The organism is Polynucleobacter tropicus, from assembly GCF_013307225.1.
Taxonomy (GTDB): domain Bacteria; phylum Pseudomonadota; class Gammaproteobacteria; order Burkholderiales; family Burkholderiaceae; genus Polynucleobacter; species Polynucleobacter tropicus.
Map to the genome: position 1 here is coordinate 451,578 of NZ_CP028942.1, position 21,188 is coordinate 472,765.

At 46.2% G+C, this 21,188-nt stretch carries 24 protein-coding genes and 1 other RNA gene; 12 read left to right on the forward strand and 13 right to left on the reverse strand.

Going from position 1 to position 21,188, the window contains the following annotated elements; genetic code table 11:
• The first annotated feature begins 36 nt into the window (after positions 1–36).
• Entirely contained in the window at positions 37–717 is a 681-nt protein-coding gene (locus DCO17_RS02385) for a cytochrome b/b6 domain-containing protein (RefSeq protein ID WP_173955214.1), read from the forward strand.
• Between the two features lie 9 nt (positions 718–726).
• Here DCO17_RS02385 and DCO17_RS02390 read toward each other — a convergent pair whose 3' ends face one another.
• The gene (locus DCO17_RS02390) at positions 727–1,179 is read right to left on the reverse strand and encodes a c-type cytochrome (protein ID WP_173955215.1); all 453 of its coding nucleotides are present in this window, start codon (positions 1,177–1,179) and stop codon (positions 727–729) included.
• An 87-nt stretch (positions 1,180–1,266) separates the two neighbouring features.
• On the reverse strand, positions 1,267–1,929 hold the full coding sequence (locus DCO17_RS02395) for a site-2 protease family protein (protein WP_173955216.1): 663 nt from the start codon (positions 1,927–1,929) through the stop codon (positions 1,267–1,269).
• A 28-nt stretch (positions 1,930–1,957) separates the two neighbouring features.
• Between DCO17_RS02395 and DCO17_RS02400 the strand changes: the two genes are divergently transcribed.
• From DCO17_RS02400 to crcB, 4 genes are read left to right on the forward strand one after another with little or no spacing between them, the layout of a single operon-like run.
• Positions 1,958–2,125, forward strand: coding sequence for a hypothetical protein (locus DCO17_RS02400; protein ID WP_173955217.1), 168 nt, complete (start codon positions 1,958–1,960; stop codon positions 2,123–2,125).
• 44 nt (positions 2,126–2,169) lie between these two features.
• Positions 2,170–2,307: a hypothetical protein gene (locus DCO17_RS02405; protein WP_172793433.1), complete on the forward strand. Its 138-nt coding sequence runs from the start codon at positions 2,170–2,172 to the stop codon at positions 2,305–2,307.
• A 9-nt stretch (positions 2,308–2,316) separates the two neighbouring features.
• Positions 2,317–3,096, forward strand: coding sequence for a 4,5-DOPA-extradiol-dioxygenase (gene ygiD / locus DCO17_RS02410; RefSeq protein ID WP_173955218.1), 780 nt, complete (start codon positions 2,317–2,319; stop codon positions 3,094–3,096).
• A 32-nt stretch (positions 3,097–3,128) separates the two neighbouring features.
• Positions 3,129–3,506: a fluoride efflux transporter CrcB gene (crcB, locus tag DCO17_RS02415; protein WP_173955219.1), complete on the forward strand. Its 378-nt coding sequence runs from the start codon at positions 3,129–3,131 to the stop codon at positions 3,504–3,506.
• A gap of 41 nt (positions 3,507–3,547) precedes the next feature.
• Here the strand turns inward: crcB and DCO17_RS02420 are convergent, their stop codons facing one another.
• The 7 genes from DCO17_RS02420 to DCO17_RS02450 form a co-directional block, all read right to left on the reverse strand.
• Positions 3,548–4,534, reverse strand: a complete 987-nt coding sequence (locus tag DCO17_RS02420; protein ID WP_173955220.1) for a Bug family tripartite tricarboxylate transporter substrate binding protein — start codon at positions 4,532–4,534, stop codon at positions 3,548–3,550.
• Positions 4,535–4,548: 14 nt separating this feature from the next.
• Positions 4,549–5,073, reverse strand: coding sequence for a chromate transporter (locus tag DCO17_RS02425; protein WP_217425436.1), 525 nt, complete (start codon positions 5,071–5,073; stop codon positions 4,549–4,551).
• Entirely contained in the window at positions 5,070–5,606 is a 537-nt protein-coding gene (locus tag DCO17_RS02430; RefSeq protein ID WP_173955221.1) for a chromate transporter, read from the reverse strand. Before DCO17_RS02430 ends, DCO17_RS02425 begins: the two co-directional genes overlap by 4 nt.
• A 37-nt stretch (positions 5,607–5,643) precedes the next feature.
• A complete protein-coding gene (locus DCO17_RS02435) occupies positions 5,644–6,621 on the reverse strand; it encodes a D-2-hydroxyacid dehydrogenase family protein (RefSeq protein ID WP_173955222.1) in 978 nt (325 codons plus the stop codon).
• Between the two features lie 14 nt (positions 6,622–6,635).
• On the reverse strand, positions 6,636–8,009 hold the full coding sequence (locus tag DCO17_RS02440; protein ID WP_173955223.1) for an MmgE/PrpD family protein: 1,374 nt from the start codon (positions 8,007–8,009) through the stop codon (positions 6,636–6,638).
• 55 nt (positions 8,010–8,064) lie between these two features.
• Complete coding sequence (locus tag DCO17_RS02445; protein ID WP_173955224.1) at positions 8,065–9,060, reverse strand: Bug family tripartite tricarboxylate transporter substrate binding protein; 996 nt, start codon at positions 9,058–9,060, stop codon at positions 8,065–8,067.
• Positions 9,061–9,138: 78 nt separating this feature from the next.
• Positions 9,139–9,909, reverse strand: a complete 771-nt coding sequence (locus DCO17_RS02450) for a sulfurtransferase (RefSeq protein ID WP_173955225.1) — start codon at positions 9,907–9,909, stop codon at positions 9,139–9,141.
• An 85-nt stretch (positions 9,910–9,994) separates the two neighbouring features.
• Here DCO17_RS02450 and DCO17_RS02455 point away from each other — a divergent pair, with 85 nt between their 5' ends.
• From DCO17_RS02455 to DCO17_RS02470, 4 genes are read left to right on the forward strand one after another with little or no spacing between them, the layout of a single operon-like run.
• The gene (locus DCO17_RS02455; RefSeq protein WP_173955226.1) at positions 9,995–11,008 is read left to right on the forward strand and encodes a tripartite tricarboxylate transporter substrate binding protein; all 1,014 of its coding nucleotides are present in this window, start codon (positions 9,995–9,997) and stop codon (positions 11,006–11,008) included.
• A gap of 23 nt (positions 11,009–11,031) precedes the next feature.
• Positions 11,032–11,583: a carboxymuconolactone decarboxylase family protein gene (locus DCO17_RS02460; protein ID WP_173955227.1), complete on the forward strand. Its 552-nt coding sequence runs from the start codon at positions 11,032–11,034 to the stop codon at positions 11,581–11,583.
• Positions 11,584–11,601: 18 nt separating this feature from the next.
• A complete protein-coding gene (locus DCO17_RS02465; protein WP_173955228.1) occupies positions 11,602–12,456 on the forward strand; it encodes a pirin family protein in 855 nt (284 codons plus the stop codon).
• Positions 12,456–13,622, forward strand: a complete 1,167-nt coding sequence (locus DCO17_RS02470) for a methyltransferase (protein WP_173955229.1) — start codon at positions 12,456–12,458, stop codon at positions 13,620–13,622. Before DCO17_RS02465 ends, DCO17_RS02470 begins: the two co-directional genes overlap by 1 nt.
• Before the next feature lie 41 nt (positions 13,623–13,663).
• Here DCO17_RS02470 and ssrA read toward each other — a convergent pair.
• The 4 genes from ssrA to ompA form a co-directional block, all read right to left on the reverse strand.
• Positions 13,664–14,022: a transfer-messenger RNA gene (ssrA, locus tag DCO17_RS02475) on the reverse strand.
• Positions 14,023–14,086: 64 nt separating this feature from the next.
• Positions 14,087–14,767 carry an HAD family hydrolase gene (locus tag DCO17_RS02480; RefSeq protein ID WP_173955230.1) on the reverse strand — a complete coding sequence of 227 codons (681 nt, stop codon included), beginning with the start codon at positions 14,765–14,767 and terminating at the stop codon, positions 14,087–14,089.
• A gap of 5 nt (positions 14,768–14,772) precedes the next feature.
• Positions 14,773–15,462, reverse strand: coding sequence for a bifunctional 2-polyprenyl-6-hydroxyphenol methylase/3-demethylubiquinol 3-O-methyltransferase UbiG (gene ubiG / locus DCO17_RS02485; protein ID WP_173955231.1), 690 nt, complete (start codon positions 15,460–15,462; stop codon positions 14,773–14,775).
• A 99-nt stretch (positions 15,463–15,561) separates the two neighbouring features.
• Complete coding sequence (ompA, locus tag DCO17_RS02490; protein ID WP_173955232.1) at positions 15,562–16,131, reverse strand: outer membrane protein OmpA; 570 nt, start codon at positions 16,129–16,131, stop codon at positions 15,562–15,564.
• Between the two features lie 159 nt (positions 16,132–16,290).
• Here ompA and gyrA point away from each other — a divergent pair, with 159 nt between their 5' ends.
• From gyrA to pheA, 3 genes are read left to right on the forward strand one after another with little or no spacing between them, the layout of a single operon-like run.
• Entirely contained in the window at positions 16,291–18,978 is a 2,688-nt protein-coding gene (gene gyrA / locus DCO17_RS02495; protein WP_173955233.1) for a DNA gyrase subunit A, read from the forward strand.
• 4 nt (positions 18,979–18,982) lie between these two features.
• Complete coding sequence (gene serC / locus DCO17_RS02500; RefSeq protein ID WP_173955234.1) at positions 18,983–20,080, forward strand: 3-phosphoserine/phosphohydroxythreonine transaminase; 1,098 nt, start codon at positions 18,983–18,985, stop codon at positions 20,078–20,080.
• A complete protein-coding gene (pheA, locus tag DCO17_RS02505; RefSeq protein ID WP_173955235.1) occupies positions 20,080–21,159 on the forward strand; it encodes a prephenate dehydratase in 1,080 nt (359 codons plus the stop codon). Before serC ends, pheA begins: the two co-directional genes overlap by 1 nt.
• Positions 21,160–21,188: the final 29 nt, after the last annotated feature.

The following is a 21,188-nucleotide window of genomic DNA, read 5'->3' on the forward strand; positions in this document are numbered from 1 at the left end:
CGGGAATTTCTGTCTTATCTGATTTATCCTTAATGCATGAAGAAAATCATTCGCGTTTGGGATTTGCCAATCCGCCTGTTTCACTGGTTGTTAGTAGCTTGCATTATTGGAAGCCTAGTGAGCATTCATTTGTTTGATAGTGCCGTTGAGTTACATGCCTACTTTGGGTATTGCATTTTGACTCTGTTGGTATTTAGAGTGATTTGGGGCTTTGTGGGATCAAGGCATGCACGCTTTGCTTCATTTGTTCCTAATCGCCAATCCATTCTTAATTATCTTCAAGATAAATCACCACGCTTTTTGGGGCATAACCCAATCGGCGCTCTATCTGTTTTTGCCTTGCTGTTTGTTTTGTGTGTGCAAGTTGTCACCGGTTTATTTGTAGATGATGAAATTGCGTTTCAAGGACCGCTTGCTAAATATGTCCCCAGTGCCGTCGTATCTTTTCTATCAGAGATTCATGAAGGTAACCAAGTCATTATTTACACGCTGATTACCATTCATATTGCTGCCATTTGGTATTACAAGAAATTCAAAGGCGAAAACTTAATCAAGCCAATGATTACAGGCGATAAAGAAATTGACCCAAGCGAGGAAGCAAGGTATTTGCCTTCTGACTTGGGTCATAGCTCCAAGGATGGAGCATTGCAACGAGGTTTGGCTTTATTGCTCTTGAGTCTGATTGCCGTTGCCGTGGGTTACTTCATTACGCGTTAAGAAAGCGCTTTATTTTTTCTTGAAATCATCATGGCAGCCTTTGCAGGTTGCGCCTGCCGCACCAAATGCTTTCTTGATGCTTTCTAAATCACCGGATTGAGCGGCGGTATTCAGATTGGAAACAGCGAGTTGCATCTTTTCAGAGGCTGCTTTGAACTTCGCGTTATCAGACCAAATATCAGCTCGTGCTTTGCCCCCCTCTGTTCCGGGACCAAAAGCTTGCCATGGCAAAGTGGACAGTGTGGCAACGATAGCAGCATTTTTTGCAACCTCATCTTTATTGAAAGGCGCTTCACCTTTAACAACAGCGCCAATTTGTCCAAAATGATTGCCCATCACATTGAATACACTTTGTCGATAGCTAATAGCTTTTTCACTATTTTTAAATTGTGCAATTGCTGTGCCGGCACCGATTGCAAGAATCGTAGCTGAGCTAATTAAAACTAGTTTCTGCAGTTTCATGGAGAACCTCTTATGCGTTATGGTGTGAATAGAGCCGCCTACTGTGAAATCAGCATACTCCAGATTATTGGGTTATGCTGAGCGCTCTTAAAACAGCATTTGCAGAGGGTAGGTAAGCAGATAAATAGCGCCCTTAAAAAACGCCATCAAGGGATCCATCCAAAGAGCCCCAATAATTCCTGTGAAAACGAGGCCCAAGACAATAAAGAATCCCCAGGGCTCTAGCCTTCCAAATGCAATTGACTGTCTTGTTGGTAGTAGGCCAGCAAGAATGCGCCCACCATCAAGTGGCGGAAGTGGGAAGAGATTAAAAACAAGTAGACCTAAATTCCAAAGGATGCCTGCTTGCGCCATAGCAATAAAAAACTTTTCATCGATTCCTAGGCCCACAAGCAAAATTAATAAGACCGCCCAAATCAAGGCTTGAATAAAGTTGGATCCCGGTCCTGCAAGGGCAACCCAAATGGAATCGATTCTGGGATTGCGTAGGCGACCAAAATTGACTGGGACTGGCTTGGCATAACCAACTAAAAAAGGAGAGCCCATCAAAATCAATGCCAAGGGAATTAAGATGGTTCCAACGGGATCGATATGCTTGGCGGGATTAAGGCTAACCCGCCCCAACATATAGGCCGTGTTGTCCCCAAACCTACGGGCGGCATAACCATGGGCTGCTTCATGGATGGTGATGGCAAAAATCAAGGGAATCGCATTAATTGCGACAGCTTGGATAGAATAGTCGGTAATCATGGCAATATGATATCTATAGGAGATCAAAGTGACTGACGATAAGAAATCTGACCCCAAGACCCCCGCAAAGCCGGTTGCTGCCAAGCCGCCAGCCCGTCCCCCTGCCCCTAAGGGCCCATCAGGCCCTGCTGGAAGGCCTCAGGCTGGCTTTGGTGGTGGAAAAGGCATGATGCGCAAGGCCGGCCGCGGTCGATAGTGGATAATTACACTCATTATTAATGTGTTTACAGAGGATTTAGCATGAACGAATGGCATAACGAATCTAAAGAAGAAGTTAACAAAAAGATCATTACTTTGATCGTGATGTTGGCTGCTGCAACAAGCTTGGCGATTTTGTTTGCATTGGTAGCTGCTCATACTGGTTACGTATTCGGTTAATCAACCTTAATGACTAGTCATCGCCAACCTGCAATTTTTGCTGGCCATGGCAGTCCGATGTATGCCATTGAGCCCAACCGCTATACAGCGGCTTGGACTGCATTAGGAAAATCGCTCAAGCGTCCTGATGCCATCTTAGTAATTTCTGCACATTGGGTAACTCGAGGAACTTGGGTTACCGCAATGGCAAAACCAAAAACTATTCATGATTTTGGTGGCTTTCCCCAAGCACTTTTTGATATTCAATATCCTGCGCCAGGAAGTCCTGCGCTCGCTGATCGCGTTAAAGAGTTGTTAAGCGTCCCCGTGGTGCTTGAAGAGAATGAGTGGGGCATTGATCATGGCGCTTGGTCGATCCTCAAATATCTTTACCCCAACGCGGATATACCCGTGGTGCAGCTAAGCTTAGATGGCTCAATGTCAGCTCGTGAACATTACGATTTGGCCAAGCAACTAAAGCCTTTGCGTGACGAAAACATTCTGATTCTTTCCAGCGGCAATGTGGTGCACAACCTGCGCACAATTCATTGGCAAGATAATGCGCAGCCATATCCTTGGGCTAAAGACTTTAATGAATTTTTCGCAGCTCAAATGGATGCCAAGCATCATGATCCTTTGATTGAGTGGGAAAAGTATGGCGAAGCAGCGCATCTCTCTATTCCTACGCCAGAACATTATTGGCCGGCTTTATATACCTTAGCCTTGCAACATGAAAATGAGCGTGCATCCATTTTTGTAGATGGAATCGAAATGAGCTCCATCAGCATGTTGGGTTTCTCGGTTCAGTAAACGCAAGAAAATATAAAACGAGAAGATAAATTATGTGGCTATCTATTCTTGCAATATTTTTCGGTGCTGGTTTTGGCGCTTTGTTAAGAGCAGGGTTTAACGTTCTGACTATTGGCGCCGCTTCTGTTATTCCTTTGGGCACTTTGCTCTCGAATATGGTGGGTGGATATTTGGTTGGTTTGGCAGTTGCCTACTTTGGCAATAATCCACAGCTATCACCCGAGTGGAGGCTGTTAGTCGTCACTGGTTTTTTAGGTGGCCTGACAACCTTTTCCAGCTTCTCTGCTGAGGTGGTTGGCTTTATTCAGCGTGGTGAATTTACCTGGGCATTGGGTACGGCCGTGTTGCATCTTGTCGGCTCCTTGGTCTTAACCTTCTTGGGCATTTTGACCTATCAAGCCTTGAAATAAAAAGGGGGCTTATAGCCCCCGATTGAATAGATCAAACAGTTTTATTCTGGTTTGATATTCGCGGTTTTGACAACTGTGCTCCACTTGGCAGATTCTGATTTGATCAGTGCGGCAAAGTCTGCTGGTGTGCCGCCACCAATTTCATTTCCTTGTGACAACATTAGCTCTCGTAATTGAGGATCTTTCAATGCCTCGTTTGCGGCAGCATTGAGTTTGTCAATAATAGCCTTCGGAGTTCCTTTGGGAGCAACCAAACCTTGCCAGTTAAGTACTTCAACCTTGGGGTAGCCTACTTCAGCAAAGCTTGGGATGTTAGGCAATAAAGGTGAGCGTTTCTTGCTGGTGATTGCGATCGGGCGAAGCTTATCCGCCTTAATGCTTGGCATTGCTGAATACATTTGATCAAACATCATCGTTACATTTCCGGCCATCAAATCTGTTAAGCCAGCAGAGCCACTTTTGTATGGAACGTGGACCATTTCAATACCAGCGTTTTGTTCAAAAAGTTCAGCAGAAAGTTGATGGCTGCCACCAATGCCACCAGAAGAAAAAGTAAGGACTCCTGGTTTTGCTTTAGCTGCATCCACAATATCCTTAACAGTCTTGTAAGGAGAATTCGGATTAACAACCAGTACCAGTGGACCTTTTTCAATTAAGACGATTGGCAAGAGATCGGTTTCAGGATCGTATCGAAGGTTGCCAAATAGTGTTTTGTTTACAGCGAGAGGTGCAAAGTTGCCCATGCCAATGGTGTAGCCATCGGGAGCAGATCTAGCAATGAATTCGGTGCCAATATTGCCGCCTGCACCCGGTTTGTTGTCGACAATGATTGGCTGCTTAAGGATGACGCTCATCTTTTGAGCAATCTGTCGGCTACGAGAATCAGCTCCTCCCCCTGCGCCATAGGGCACGATAAAGTTGATGGGCTTATTAGGGTAGTTTGCCTGCGCAAAGGCGGTTGGCGTTGCGAGTGTGGCCACCCCAAGAAATAAGAAGGCGAATAATTTAATTGGTTTGAGATAGGTCATGTTTATCACTTTCTTTAAATAAACCCGAGAACGCCTAGCAGGGCGCCGATGGCAATTAAGTATAAGGGGTGCCACCTTGTAAGTAAGGTAGTGGCAATTGTGCCAATCGTCAAGATGTAGGCTGCAAAACTTTGATTAAGTTGTAAAGAAATCTGCCATGCTGATGAGAGAACCAGCCCTACGGCTAAGGCGCTTGCGGCAAATTGAATCATTTGTTGTTTTTGCTTATCTTGCATACTCAAGATTGAGCGCTGTAAAAAATAAATCATGATCGACGAAGGCCACGAAATTGCCAGTGTTGCAATCGCTGCGCCTAGGACGCCGCCAACATTCCAGCCAATAAGGGTGACGGTCATTAAGTTGGGGCCAGGCGCTGCTTGCGCAATTGCAAAATAGTCAGAGAAAGTTTGACCATTAATCCAATGCTCTTGATTAACGGATAGGTCGTATAAAACAGGCAGTAATGCATTGATACCGCCGAAGGCAAACACAGAAAACGCGGAAAGTTTTAGGAAGAGGCTCAGAAGCGTGCTAATCATTTCTTAACCTTCTTCCATGCTAGCAAAATAGCTAACGGAGAACTGAGTAATACAACCCAACCTAAACCGAATTTGAAATACGTTGCAGACAGAATAACCAAAATAACTACCGCAAGCATTGGTGGGTATTTAAGCTCGCTACGAAGCATCTTAAATCCAGTGCTGGCAATTAAACCAACCCCAATTGCTGAGACGCCTCTAAGCATGCCTTGAACTATAGGCATATAGCTGTAATGTTCATATAGGACTGCCAGCATAAGCAATATCGCTACTGGGCCAAGCATAAGCCCAAGCACTGCTGCGAATGCGCCAGGCACACCTGCAAACTTGCTGCCAACACAAATGCCAAGATTGACAATATTGGGCCCCGGAACAATTTGGCAGATACCCAGCATGGCATTAAATTCTTCTGAAGTCAGAATTTTGTCTCGTTCTACGAGTGTTCTTCTGGCCCAAGGTAATACACCTCCAAAACCGGACATGCCGATTTTGCTAAAGCTGATGAATAGCTCAAGAGGGGTTAGTGTTTTCAAAATGATTAGAGATGTAATTCGAGATCTATATTGAGGCTTAGCTCGGCTTATAAGGATGTGGAACTGGCTTTTGATCTAACCAAGCTTCTAGTGTCTCAGTAATACCTTTTGCAAAAGCCTCAAAAATGGGTTCAGCAATAAAGCCAAGATGCGGTGTTACCAAGAGATTTGGCGTGTTACGCAGTGGATCTTTTTCGGGAAGAGGTTCAACATCAAAGACATCAATCGCTGCCTGACCTGGCCTACCCGCAGACAATGCTTTTTGTAAGTCGCCCATATTAATGAGGGCTGCGCGCGAAGTATTTACCAAAATAGAATCTGGGCGCATTGAAGCTAATTGATCTGCGCTGATGAGTCCTTTGGTTCCCGGTCCGGCCACCAAATGCATGGAGACAATCTTCGAGGTAGAAAGTAATTCATCTAGGCTAACTGCTTTAGCATTCTCGGCGGCGGCGCGCTCTGGAGTCATGCGTGGACTCCAGGCTACAACCTCCATGCCAAAAGCAGCGCCAACGCGAGCAACACGACTACCAATAGCGCCTAAGCCCATAATTCCAAGGCGCTCGCCTGCAAGCATTGGGAGAACAGATAGTTGATCACGCCAACCACCGGATGCAATGAGTTTATTTTCTTCAACTAGACGTTTTGATGCGCCTAGAATTAGGGCCCAAGTTAACTCAGCAGTCGTGTCCTTTGAAGGGCCGCCTGGAGAGCAGGCTATTGGGATATTGCGAGCAACCAAGGCAGATGCATCTAGAGTGCCATTGCGTTCACCAGTAAACATCAGAAATTTCAATTTAGGCAAACGCGCGATCATCGCTTCATTGAATGGCGCGCGGTCGCGCACAATCGCAATGATTTCAGCATTTTTTACCGCTTCATAAAGAGCCTCATCACGTAAAGGCTCATGATGAAAAGTCAAATTTGCTTGCTTCTCTAATTTTTCCCAGCTCGAGAAACGACGCAATGCGCGTTCGTAATCTCCAAGGATGACGACATTAGGCAATGAACTCATGAATATTTTCTAAATTAATCTGGTGTGCAAAGGCTGATAATTTGTTTGAGATCAGAAGCTTGTCCTAATTTCCACAAAGCAGAGATGAGTTGACGGGTTTTTTCTTTGCCGATTACGGGTTCAGCGAGGCTGGTGAATTTTTGTTCTAGATTGGCATCGCTCATTGGGTTTTCCAAAGAGCCAATCGCGTTCTTCACAAAGATGTGAACTTCTTTGCCATTCTTCAAGAAGGCTTTTACATCAACAGATGCTTCACTGATGGAGGTATCTGTAGTTGCGTTAACTTTAGCGCGTAAAGCTACAACATCTGGACGATTGACAATATCGTCAGCGTACTCACCTTCGCCTGCTTGACCAAAGATGAGGCCAACAGCGCAACCATGGTAGACGCTAAATTTACCTTCGAGTCCATCCTTTGGCGTCTTTTTGCCAGTGAGCTCTAATACGAGTGGATGAACACGCAATTCAATGCGTTCAACATCTTCAGCCTTAACGCCTTGAGCACGCAGCTGTGCGCAAGCATCAATCGCAGGGTGAATCACAATGCCGCATGCAAATGGCTTATAGGTGTTGAGTGAGATCTCAAATGATTTACCTAGTTCGCGGTCGATCTCTGACCAGTCGCATTTAGTTGAAACAGTCTGCATATAGCCACGACCTGCCTCAAGCGCTTTTGGACTTGCTGTGAAACCATGTTTTGCCAATAAAGCTGATAGTTGTCCTGCGCGTGCGGCACCACCTGGATGGAAAGGTTTAGTCATCGTGCCAAATTGCTCGCGCATTCCCACGGGTTGAGAAGCGGCGATGCCTAATGCCATAGTGGTTTTTTGTAAATCTAAGCCCATTAAGCGAGCGCATGCTGCCGCAGAACCAAGAGTGCCTGTAGAGCCGGTGATATGCCAGCCACGGTGGTAGTGGTCAGGGTACATCGCATTACCAACACGACAAGCAACATCAATACCGAGAACAAGTGAGTCGATGATTTGGCGACCGTTTACGCCGATGTGCTCACCCAGTGCCAAGATAGCAGAGGCAACAGGGCCTGCAGGGTGAATCACTGTTTTTAGGTGGGTATCGTCAAAGTCAAATGTATGCGAGCTGATGCCGTTAATTAAAGCTGCACCACCCATGTCGACTTTGTCTTTCCGGCCCAAGATACTTGCTTGTGGCGCCGGTTGAAATTCACGAACTGCAGCTAAGGAAGATTCCACGCTTTCATGATTCGCTGCGCCAATTGCGCAACCAAGCCAATTTAAGAATGTGCGGTGTGCCTCATGATCTACTTCAGGGGCCCAACCTTGGGTTGGGTGGGAATGAACAAACTGAGCAAGTGTTTTAGTAACTGGTGGCGCATTGAGATCGGCTGCTGCGGCAATAGCGTGAGACATATGATTTCCTGTAATTGAGTATGAGTGAGTATGGATAATTATTGGATTTAAAAAACTATTCAATTTCGATATGGCGATCTTTGGCAACTTTTGCCCAGCGTGCGATATCTTCTTTGATGTAGTTGGCAAATTGAGGAGGGCTCATTGGCATGAGCGTCATGGCTTCACTTGTCATTTTTTCTGAGAACTCTGGATTGGCAAGAACTTTATTTAGTTCAGCATTCAGCTTTGTAACAACTGCAGGAGGTAGGTTGGCGGGGCCTACGATGCCATACCATTGCTGACCATCAAAACCGTTAAAGCCCAACTCCTTAAAGGTGGGAATATTAGGCGCAGCAGAACTACGCTTCGCGCCGGTGACTGCAAGCCCGCGAACGCGATTGGTATTGATATAGGGTAAAGCGGCAAACAGTGTAGGGAGCATGGCCTGTGTTTGGCCGGCCAATAAATCAGTGTAGGCAGGACCTACGCCTCGATAAGGAACATGCACCATAAAAATACCTGCAGCCAGTTTTAATTGCTCCATGCCTAAATGCGTTAGGGTCCCTGGACCTGCAGATCCATAACTCAGTTTGGCAGGATTCTTTTTGGCGTAATCTACAAACTCTTTAAAGTTTTTGATTGGCAGGTCAGGGTTAATGATGAGCACATTTGGTGTAGCGCCGATCATGCCAATTGGAGTGAAGTCTTTAATCGCATCGTAAGGTAAGCGACGCACCGCTGGGTTTGTTCCATGAGTGCCCACATAAGCAACCATCAAGGTATAACCATCTGCTGGAGCTTTGGCTGTAGCTTGCGAGGCAATTGCACCTCCGCCACCGCCCATATTCTCAACAATGACTGGCTGGCCAATGGAGCGTGAGAGTTTTTCTGCAACAGCGCGAGCGATGTTATCAAGTCCGCCACCTGCAGCAACTGGAGCTATCAGCTTAATGGGTTTGGTTGGATAAGCCGGTGCTTGTGCATGGGCATTGAGATTTAGGAATAAACCTAAAGCGATAAACAAAAAAGATAAAAAAATCGGCTGGTGCCGATAAAGGGTTTTAGACATGTCTCAGGCCTATATTTTGTTATTGAATAGTTTTTATAAAGCCTGATTATTTTACTATTTATGGCTAATTTTGGTGTTTTAGCTAGTTTTGATCTTTTTTCGAGTGGAGCGATCCAGGGGGATTGAGTCAAGATTGGGTTCTAGGGCCTCGCGCGTGTCAAAAACAAAACAACTGCCTTGATAGTGTGCTGATCCCACTTCCTCAAAATACTTCAGAATGCCACCCTCCAGCTGGTAGCTGTGTTCCATGCCAATTTCTCGCATGTATAGGCCGGATTTTTCACAGCGGATGCCGCCAGTACAAAAACTCACTAATGTTTTATCAGTCAGCTCATCTTTGTGCGCAGAAATAGCGGCAGGGAACTCGGTAAATTTTTCAATGTTGAAATGCAAGGCATTTTCAAATGTGCCGTAGTCAACTTCAAATGCGTTGCGGGTATCAATCATCACCACAGGTCTCCCGAGATCATCCGTTCCGCGATCGAGCCATTCTTGTAATTTTTTCGGCGAAATAAAATTCGCACGACCTTTCTCTGGCTGAATACTTGGATGATTCATGCGAATGATTTCATTCTTTAGCTTGACGAGCATTTTTTTGAAAGGCTGGTCTTCTGACCAGCTTTCTTTTGCTTCAAGAGGGGCAAAACGGGGGTCTTCTCGGAGCCAATCCAGAAATCCACGAAGTGCATCAGGTTTGCCAGCCAAAAACATATTGATACCTTCGCCAGTGAGCAAAATCGTTCCCTTGAGCTCACGGGTATTGCATTCGTCTAGCATTTTTGCGCGCAGTTCTGGCAACGCATCTAGGCTTACAAATAGATAGGCGGCAATATTGAGTATGGGTTTCATATGTTTCTTTTGGTGACCTAGCTATTATCGAGCAAATAGCCCCAATGGGTGGTAATCTTCCTGATTCACTATAGGAGACAAACCCATGAAGCTGACGGCTCAATTTGGCATTAAAGCCCTTCAGAAGATCCTGGCATTGGCATTATTTGTATTGGGGGCTAGCTCCCTGGTATCGGCCCAGACAACGGGTTCTGGAGCTTGGCCAACACAAAAACCCATTCGCCTAATCGCGGTCTTTCCGCCTGGCGGTTCTGTTGATCAAGTGGCCCGTATCTTAGCTCCCGCTTTGCAATCAGAATTAAAGCAAAACGTGATCGTTGAAAACGTCGGCGGCGCATCGGGTGTGATTGGTACTTCTGCCATGACGCGATCAGATCCTGATGGTTACACTTTTGCAGTAGTCTTTGATACTCACGGCGTTAACCCCAGCCTTAAAGAAAAACTTCCTTACGACACGATTAAAGATATTGCTCCTGTCATTTTGGTTGGCACTTCACCGATGGTGTTGGTGGCTAGCAAAAATTCTGGCATCACTAGCTTTAAGCAGTTAGTTGATCAATCTAAGGCTGGCAAAAAATTTAGCTATGGCTCTATTGGTATCGGTAGTCTTGGCCACTTAGCAATGGCGCGTTTAGCCAAGCAAGCTGGATTTGATTGGAATCACATTCCTTATCGTGGGGGCGGCCCATTGATGCAAGACGTATTGGGTGGTCAAGTAGAGTTGGCTGTGGGCTCAGAATTCTTGGTGAAACCTCATATTGAAAGCGGTGGCGTTATTCCGCTGGTGATTACTACTGCAAAACGTTCTCCTGCTTTGTCTAACGTACCAACAATTTCTGAGAGTGGTTTCCCTGGCTTTAGCGCTCCTGCTTGGTGGGCAGTTCTAGCTCCAGGAAAAACGCCTCCAGCAGTAATTGATGCGATGAATAAGGCATTAAATAAAGCTCTGAAGAATCCTGCTGTAGCTACAAAATTTAAAGCTCAAGGCATTGAAGTGGTTGGCGGTAGCCCAGAGACTTTGCGTGACTTCATCGGTAAGCAAATCGCGATTTGGGGCAAGTTTGTTATTGAAAACAATATTAAAGAAACAGCTCAATAAGAGTTATCTCACTAAAGGTATTTATGTCAGAACGTTTAATTCCTTATCAGCCAATGGATTTGGCTGAGCCTGCTGAGTTGGTAGCTGCGATTCGTAAGCGTCGTGGCGGCCAATTTATTAATTTGGATCGTATGTTGTTGCATAGCGTGCCAATCGCAGAAGGTTGGAATCATTTTATTGGCGAAATTCGTAATAACCTATCGCTAGATCCAAAGTTGCGCGAGTTGGCGATGTGTGGTGTAGCCGTTCTGAACGGCGCTGAGTATGAATTTTTTCATCATGCACCTCCTTTCAAGAAAGCCGGCGGTACTGAAGAGCAGGTTCAGGCATTGCGCCTGATCGGGCAAGCCAACTTCCCTAGAAACCTGTTTACTCAGGTTGAGAATGATGCTGCTGATCTGACATTCCAGATGACACGCAACATCAAGGTTGATCCTGAGTTAATGAAGCGCCTACAAAAAGCATTAGGTAGCACGGATACCGTGGAGTTGGTGACGGTGATTGCGGCATACAACATGGTCTCACGTTTCTTAATCGCGCTGGATGTTAATCCAGAAGATCATCCACCTGCTTAATTTGGAGAACGGCACATCATGATTCGCAACATTCAAACAGTAATTCCTGGTATCGCCACCTCAGATGGTGCGGGAGTGAAGTTGCGACGGAGTCTTGGTGGTCAACAGCAAGTTCGATTAGACCCATTCTTGATGTTGGATGAGTTTTCATCAAACGATCCAAATGATTATGTTGCTGGCTTCCCGCCGCACCCCCATCGTGGCTTTGAGACAGTGACCTATATGCTTGAAGGTCATATGCTCCATGAAGATCATTTGGGCAATCAAGGGCATCTGAAGACGGGTGGCGTGCAGTGGATGACAGCGGGGCGCGGCATTATTCATTCAGAGATGCCACAGCAGGTGAGTGGCGCAATGCGAGGCTTTCAGTTGTGGATTAACCTGCCAGCCAAAGAGAAGATGAAGCCAGCAGGCTATCAAGATATTCAGGAAGAGAGTATTCCTAAGGTATCGCTTACTGACGGCAGATCTGTAAAGGTGATTGCTGGTTCATTTCAGCATGGCAATCAAACTATTACAGGGCCAATACACGGCATCAGTACTGCACCTGTATTTTTAGATGTGCGCTTACCTCCAAATGCCGAATTTGAATACCCTATTGCAAAAGAGCTCAATGCCTTTGTGTATACCTACGAAGGCGGCTTAGAAATTGGTAGTCCTTTGAAAGCCACTCCTAAGCAAGCTGCGATCGTCTTAGGCGAAGGTGACCAACTCAGGGCAAAGGCGGGCACTGAAGGTGCGCAGTTCATTGTTTTGGCTGCATTACCTTTGCATGAGCCGATTGTGCAATATGGTCCCTTTGTCATGAACACTCGCGCTGAGATCGAGCAAGCCATTGATGATTATCAAAATAATCGTTTTGTAGTCTCTTAATGATTTATTGGAATGAAGGCGGGAAACAATGCTCCGCAAAATGGCATTCTGAAAATGGGATAGCGCCCCATCAAAAAATTCAGATTGGCGATGACACCTTAACTGCAGATGCAGCTTATCGTTTGGCTTGCGAGGGCGTAGCTATTTTGTATCGAGGCGATTTTCAAAATGCTAGACAGTTACTGCAAGCTCTGGTTCGAAGGGTAGATAAGCCCTCCAAGAAATCAAAAAGAGCAAATAAAGACTCTAAAGATGGGGAGGTTAAGGAGAAAAGCCCCTTAGATCTTTTCAACTTGCATCGCTTGTCGCAATCACAGCGGGCACGCATTTTAGGAATGCTGTTGATTCAGATTGAGGCAGATCACTCTATACCCCTTAGGAGGGCGCCAGATGTCGCTCAAGCTTGCATAGAGGCATATGGCCCGCAAACACAGTCTTGCATTATTTCTTTACGAGAGCTATTGGGCGTCATTAGTGCTCATGAGTGGCGCAAGAAAGGCGTTCCTGTTCTGGTGAGGGATGATGAAGAGATTCGTATTCATCCGCACTATGGCGTGTTTTCTCCTGTACGTGGTGAATATATTGAGTTGGTCTTAAGGGCGCCTTTACCAAAAGCGCTTATCAAAAGTTCTACTGCATTTGATATTGGGGTGGGCACCGGAGTTTTGTCAGTGGTGTTGGCCATACGAGAAATTCAAAACATCATCGCAACAGATCAGGATGATCGAGCCATTGCTTGCGCCAAAGAAAACATTGATCGTCTTCACTTAAGCAACCAAGTAAAGATTCAGAAAACCAATTTATTTCCCGAAGGTAAGGCTGCCTTAATCGTTTGCAATCCACCGTGGTTGCCTGCAAGACCGAGCTCCTCTCTCGAGTGCGCGGTATACGACCCAAACAGCCAGATGCTCAAAGGCTTTTTGCATGGCTTAAGAGAGCATCTTTTGCCCGAAGGTGAGGGCTGGCTAATTCTTTCAGATTTAGCTGAGCATCTTGGTTTGCGTACTCGAGAAGAGTTGCTTAACTGGATTGATGATGAAGGTCTGACTGCGATTGACCGCCTTGATACCAAACCTCATCATCCAAAGGCGTTTGATCAAGCTGATGCTTTATATGCAGCAAGATCAAAAGAGATTACTTCTTTGTGGCGTTTGGTAGCCAAATAAAAAACAAAACCCCTCTAAAGATCAGAGGGGTTTGCCTTAATTGGTGGAGTCGGCGGGAATCGAACCCGCGTCCGCAAATCCTCCACAACAAGTTCTACATACTTAGTCATATCATTTGATTTAATCAGTTAGGCACGGACTGACACGTTTCTCGCTGACGATTCACTAAGTTTTCGTACTATTCTTCGTGACGCAAAATAGTCTTATCTCTTGTAAATGACCCTGATGTAGCTTGCGCTACCTGACCCAAGAGAGAATCAGTTCAGGGGCAACCGCAATTAAGCGGCTAGTGCGTAACGTTCGTCGTTAGCAGTTATTACATTCCCATTGATTTACGAGATAACGGGTCCTCGGTATGCCCTTGATGCTTTGCAATCCACGTCGAAACCATGTCGACCCCGGAGTTCACGCATAAGAACTCTTATTTTAAAGCTGCTAGCCTTAATTTGCTGAGGAATATTGCATTAATCCCTATTGGGAAAAATGATTTCTACTAGCTCTAGAGGGGTGTTGATAAGGTAATCCGCTCCCCAGGCTTCAGGAGGCTCTTTGCAGCCGCAATAACCGTATGCTGCAGCAACGGTTTTCATGCCAGCAGCTTTGCCGGCAATAACATCGCGAATATCGTCGCCCACATAAAGTGATTTTGTAGGGTCGATATTAGCTAATTTGGCAGCATGCAAAATCGGCTCAGGATGGGGTTTGGAGTGCGGAGTGGTGTCACCAGATACGGTAGAGACTGATCTCTCATGAAGACCCATGAGTTCAACCAGTGGGTTGGTAAAGCGCTGGCTTTTGTTGGTGACTATTCCCCAAGGAAGCTTGGCTTGATCCATTTGATCTAGTAAGTGATCAATATCCTCAAACAATTTGCTCTCAACAAGCAGTGCTTTTTCATAGTTGGAGAAGAATTCATCTCTCAAGGTGACGAAATCAGGATGGTCTGTGCCGATGCCAAAAGCGCCCTCTAGCAATCCTCGCGCTCCCGCAGAGGCGTAAGGGCGAAGAAATTCATAAGGCTTAGGATTGAGATTGCGAGCTGTTAGGAGCTTGTTTGTGGCCGCCACTAAGTCAGGGGCGGTATCCGCTAAGGTTCCATCTAAGTCAAAAAATACCCCATGAAAGGGGCTGCTAAAACGACCCATACGACTCATTTGCGAACTGCAATCATGTAATTGACGTCGACATCATCACTCAGGCTGTAAACCTGGGTAAGAGGGTTGTAGCTCAGACCTTTCATACCAAGCATTTCCAATCCAGTTTGGCGAGTAAACGCAACTAACTCAGAAGGTTTGATGAATTTGGCGTATTCGTGGGTGCTCTTAGGCAGCAATTTGAGGATGTACTCTGCGCCAATAATCGCAAATAAGTAGGACTTTGGACTGCGGTTCAGAGTGCTAAAAAATAGTGTGCCACCTGGTTTGCAAAGTTTGGCGCAGGCACGAACTACAGATGCGGGATCGGGAACATGCTCCAGCATTTCCATGCAGGTAACCACATCGTATTGTGCAGGCTGCTCATCTGCTAAATCTTCAGCAGAAATAGAGCGATAGGTGAGATTAGCACCAACTTCTAATGCATGAAGCTCAGCAACCTTGAGTGCTTTTTCGGATAAATCAATGCCAGTTGTATCAGCACCAGATTGAGAAATAGATTCGGCCAAGATGCCGCCACCGCAACCCACATCAACTACTTTTTTACCCTCAAGTGACACAAACGATTTAATCCAATTCAAACGCAATGGATTGATTGCATGTAATGGTTTGAACTCGCTGTTGGGATCCCACCAACGATGGGCTAGGGCGCTAAATTTGGCGATTTCAGATTGATCGACGTTCATGTTGGGCTTGTTATTAATGCTGAAAAAGATGCTGATGTAATGAATATAGCGGAAATAAAAAAGCCCGCTAGAAGCGGGCTTTTTTACAAGTAAAGTGAATTACTTAGCTGCTGTACCAACAACTTCGATGTCAGTACGGCGGTTCTTAGCGCGGCCTTCAGCAGTTGCGTTTGATGCAACTGGATTGCTCTTGCCTTTAGATTCTGTGTAGATACGGCTACCGTCAACACCCTTGCTTACGAGGTATGTCTTAACAGATTGCGCACGACGCTGACCGAGGGCCATGTTGTATGCATCTGTACCGATGCTGTCTGTGTTACCAACAGCGATGATCACTTCCAACTTGATTTTCTTCAAGTCAGCAGCGATTTTGTCCAAAGTAGCTTTACCTTCTGGTTTCAAATCAGATTTGTTGAAGTCATAAAGTGTGTCAGCTTGCAAAGTGATTTTGCTTTGGCTAACGCCAGCAGCTGCACCACCAGTCAATGCGCCGTCACAACCTTTAGCTGCAGTAGCAGGTGTCCAGTTGTTATCACGCCAGCACAATTGGCCGTCGCCGTTTTTCCAGTTTAGGGCGCCGTCGCCGTTTTGCCAGTTGTCAGAAGCCATTGCTGCAGAAGCAGAAACGGTAATAACAGAAGCGAGCAACACTTTTAGGGTTTTGTTCATTTTTAGTCCTCAAAAATCTCTTTTTTAATTAAAGTCAAACTTAAATGTAATTCGCCCTACCTTAAAGCTAAAACTGCAAAGCGACACATCTCAATTTCGTACAAACTGACAGAATCTTAGCATAGCGCCCCTCTGTCATCAAAATGATATTATTTCTAGATGGAACAAGCCGCTAAAGAAACACTACCAATATCCCTTGAAGACGAAATGCGGCGGTCCTATTTGGACTACGCAATGAGCGTCATCGTCGGCAGAGCCCTGCCAGACGTGCGTGACGGCCTCAAACCGGTTCACCGCCGGGTCTTGTATGCGATGTATGAATTAAACAACGATTGGAACCGGGCTTACAAAAAATCTGCCCGTATAGTTGGCGATGTAATCGGTAAATACCACCCGCATGGTGATTCTGCGGTGTATGACACGATCGTCCGTATGGCCCAGGATTTCTCTCTACGCTATATGCTAGTTGACGGCCAGGGTAACTTTGGCTCTGTAGACGGCGATAACGCTGCTGCGATGCGATATACCGAGATCCGCCTGCGCAAGATAGCTCATGAGCTTTTGGCTGATTTGGACAAGGAAACCGTCGATTTTGGGCCAAATTACGATGGTAGCGAGAAAGAACCCCTGATTTTGCCGGCCAAAGTGCCAAATTTGCTGATAAATGGCAGTTCTGGCATTGCTGTAGGTATGGCCACCAATATCCCTCCCCACAACCTGGATGAGGTGATTTCGGCCTGTTTACACGTACTTCACAACCCAGAATGCTCCATTGACGAGCTCATTGAGATCATTCCGGCCCCCGATTTCCCAACTGCCGGCATTATTTACGGCCTCCAGGGGGTTCGTGAGGGCTACCGGACAGGCCGTGGTCGTGTGGTGATGCGCGCCAAGACCCATTTTGAAGACTTGGATAAGGGCTCACGTCAGGCCATCATCGTTGATGAATTGCCTTACCAGGTAAACAAGAAAAACTTGCTCGAGCGTATCGCCGAGTTAGTGAATGAGAAAAAGATCGAAGGTATTTCTGATTTGCGTGATGAATCAGATAAATCCGGTATGCGAGTTGTGATTGAGCTCAAGCGCGGTGAAGTGCCTGAAGTTGTTCTCAATAATTTGTATAAGAGTACTCAATTACAAGATAACTTCGGCATGAACATGGTGGCCTTGGTAGATAACCAGCCACGCTTGTTGAACTTGAAGCAAATGCTTGAGTACTTCTTGCAACATCGTCGCGAGGTAGTTACACGTCGAACGATTTTTGAATTACGTAAAGCGCGTGAGCGTGGTCATGTTCTTGAGGGTTTGGCTGTCGCATTAGCAAACATCGATGAGTTCATCGCGATTATTAAAGCGGCTGCAAATCCTGTGATCGCTAAGCAAGAGTTGATGGGCAAAGCTTGGGATTCTTCGATGGTGCGTGAGATGTTGGCGCGTGCTGAAAGTGATACACCAGGCGGCCGTAATGCCTATCGTCCAGAAGGCTTGCTAGCTGAATACGGCATGCAAAGTACTGGCCTCTATCGTCTATCTGATAGTCAGGCGCAAGAAATTTTGCAAATGCGTTTGCAACGTTTGACTGGTCTTGAGCAAGACAAGATTGTTAATGAGTACAAAGAAGTTATGGCAGAAATTGCTGACTTGTTAGATTTGTTGGCGAAGCCAGAGCGCGTGACCCAAGTGATTGAAGATGAGCTGAAAGAAGTTCAATCTGAATTTGGTGCTGCAGGCACAGATAACGGTCGTCGTTCATTTATTGAAATGAACGCAACTGAACTCTTTACTGAGGATTTAATCACTCCACAAGATATGGTGGTGACGCTTTCTCATACTGGTTATATGAAGAGTCAGCCGCTCAGCGAATACCGTGCGCAAAAACGCGGTGGTCGCGGTAAGCAAGCTGCAGCCACAAAAGATGAGGATTGGATTGACACTCTGTTCGTAGCGAATACGCATGACACGATCTTGTGCTTCTCTGATCGTGGTCGCATGTACTGGCTCAAGGTGTGGGAAGTTCCACAAGGAAGTCGTACATCGCGTGGCAAACCAATCGTCAATATGTTCCCATTGATTGAAGGCGAAAAAATCACTGTGATTCTGCCAATCAAGGGTTATCAAGACGATCACTATGTATTCATGGCTACCAGTCTAGGTACAGTGAAGAAGACACGTTTGTCTGACTTCTCTAACCCACGTAAGGCCGGCATTATTGCTGTTGACCTCAACGAGAATGACTTCTTGGTGGGCGCTGCGATTACTGATGGCCAACACGATGTGATGTTGTTTTCAGATGCTGGTAAAGCAGTTCGCTTTGATGAAAACGATGTGCGCCCAATGGGTCGTACTGCACGCGGTGTGCGCGGTATGAACTTGGGTGAAGGGCATCAAGTTATTGCTATGTTGGTAGCGCCTGCAGAAGCGGCAGAGGGCGCGGAAGTTGCGGTAGTTGACGAGAATGGTGTTGCTATTCCAAGTAGCGTTTTAACTGCTACTGAAAATGGATATGGCAAGCGCACCCCAATCGCTGAATACACGCGTCATGGTCGCGGTACAAAAGGCATGATTGCGATTCAGACAACTGAGCGTAACGGTAAAGTAGTTGCAGCAGCGCTTGTGTCACCAGAAGATCAAATCATGTTGATTACTACTGGTGGCGTCTTAGTTCGCACTCGTGTATCAGAGATTCGTGAGATGGGCCGCGCTACTCAAGGCGTTACCTTGATTAACGTCGACGAAGGCACTCGTTTGTCTGGCTTGCAGCGTATTGCTGAGAGCGATTCAGATGAAGAAGACGATGCCGAAGATGGTGAAGCATCTGCAGACCCAGTAGCTGATCAAGATCAGTAAGGCGATGACTTTCGACCACCGCATCTTCAATTTCGCTGCGGGGCCTGCTACCTTGCCTGAAGAGGTATTGAGGCAGGCCGCCGATGAGATGTTGAACTGGCGCGGGCTTGGCACTAGCGTGATGGAGATTAGCCATCGCAGCAAAGAGTTCATGGAAGTCTACGAAGAGACTCTGCGCGATCTGCGTACGCTAATGCACATTCCTGATGCCTACGAGATCTTACTTTTGCAAGGCGGTGGTCTTGGACAAAATGCGGCCATACCAATGAACTTAATGCCTTTAGCGAAGAATGGCCCCAAGGCAGATTTTTTAGTGACTGGTATTTGGTCTGAAAAATCTTACAAAGAAGCGCAGAAGTACGGTACTGCAAATTTAGCGGCATCATCCGCCGCAGAAAAATTCAATACGATTCCAGCAAGATCAACTTGGCAGCTATCAAGTGATGCAGCCTATGTGCATTACTGCGCCAATGAAACCATTGGTGGCGTTGAGTTTCCTGATGTACCCGACGTTGGAAGCATTCCTTTAGTTGCGGATATCTCAAGCAACATGCTCTCCAAAGAGATGGATGTTAATAAGTGCGCCGTCTGGTTTGGTGGTGCGCAAAAGAATATTGGACCTTCTGGTGTCACGATTGTGATTATTCGTAAAGATTTGATTGGTCATAGCATGAGCATTACGCCAACCATTTGGGATTGGGCTATTCAAGCGAATACGCAGTCAATGATCAATACGCCTCCTACGTTTGCAATTTACATGGCGGGCCTTGGATTCAAGTGGCTCTTAAAGCAGGGTGGCGTTAAAGCGATTGAAAAACGCAATCAAGAAAAAGCAGACTTGCTCTATCAGTTCATTGATCAAAGCAGTTTGTATGAGAACCGCGTTACTAAAGAATATCGTTCACGCATGAACGTGACTTTCTTCTTGAAAGATGAAAATTTGAATGCGGAGTTCTTGGCGCAATCGAATGCCGCAGGTTTAGTTGCTTTGCGTGGTCATAAAGCTGCTGGTGGGATGCGCGCCAGTATCTACAACGCAATGCCGATTGAGGGTGTAAAAGCTCTGGTTGAATTTATGCGCGACTTTGAAAGGCGGGCTTAATGAGCACTGAAGAACAGCGCCTAGCGCCATTGCGTGAAAAAATTGACGCGCTTGATGCGCAGATTTTGGATTTGCTAACTCAGCGCGCTAAAGCGGCTCAAGAAGTGGGTCACGTCAAAGGCGGATTTTCTTCGCCAGTATTTCGTCCTGAGCGTGAACGTCAAGTTGTCGCTCGCTTACAAGAGATTAATCAAGGCCCTTTGTTGTCTGATGGTATTGCTGCGATTTGGCGCGAAGTCATGTCTGCTTGTCGTGCCTTAGAGGCTCGTCAAACGATTGCCTATCTTGGACCATTGGGTACTTTTTCTGAGCAAGCTGCGCAAACTTATTTCGGTCACTCAATTGCTGGTTTGCCTTGCGCTAGCTTGGATGAGGTATTTAAGTCGGTTGAGAAGGGTGCGGCGCAATTTGGCGTGGTGCCTGTTGAAAATTCAAGCGAAGGCGCGATTTCTCGCACGCTAGATTTGTTATTAGATTCTTCCATGCGAATTAGCGGTGAAGTTGTTCTCCCTATTCGTCACCATTTATTAACAAAGAGTGGCAACTTTGATGGTGTGACCACTGTCTGCGCTCATGCACAAGCGCTAGCTCAATGTCAGCAATGGTTAAGCGTGCATGCGCCACAGTTAAAGCGCCAAGCAGTTAGCAGTAACGCGGAAGCAGCGCGTCTTGCTGCTAACGATCCAACATTGGCTGCTATTGCTGGTGATCCTGCTCAAGAAGCTTACGGTTTGCAGGCAGTGGCTGCACAGATTCAGGATGATCCGCATAATCGCACTCGCTTTGTCGTTGTGGGTAACTACGCTTGTCAACCTACAGGCAAAGATCAAACATCATTAGTACTGTCTGTGGATAACCAGCCAGGCGCAGTACATCGTTTGCTAGCGCCATTGGCAAAACATGGTGTTTCTATGAACCGCTTTGAGTCTCGTCCAGCACGCAAAGGTACCTGGGAATATCACTTCTACATTGATATTGCTGGTCATGCTGATGATGCGAAGGTGGTAGCTGCTTTGAATGAGTTAAAGGAAGTAGCCGCGTTTTATAAAAACCTTGGCTCCTATCCTCATTCCGCATAAGCAAGCTTCTGGCAGGCTTTTAAAAGATT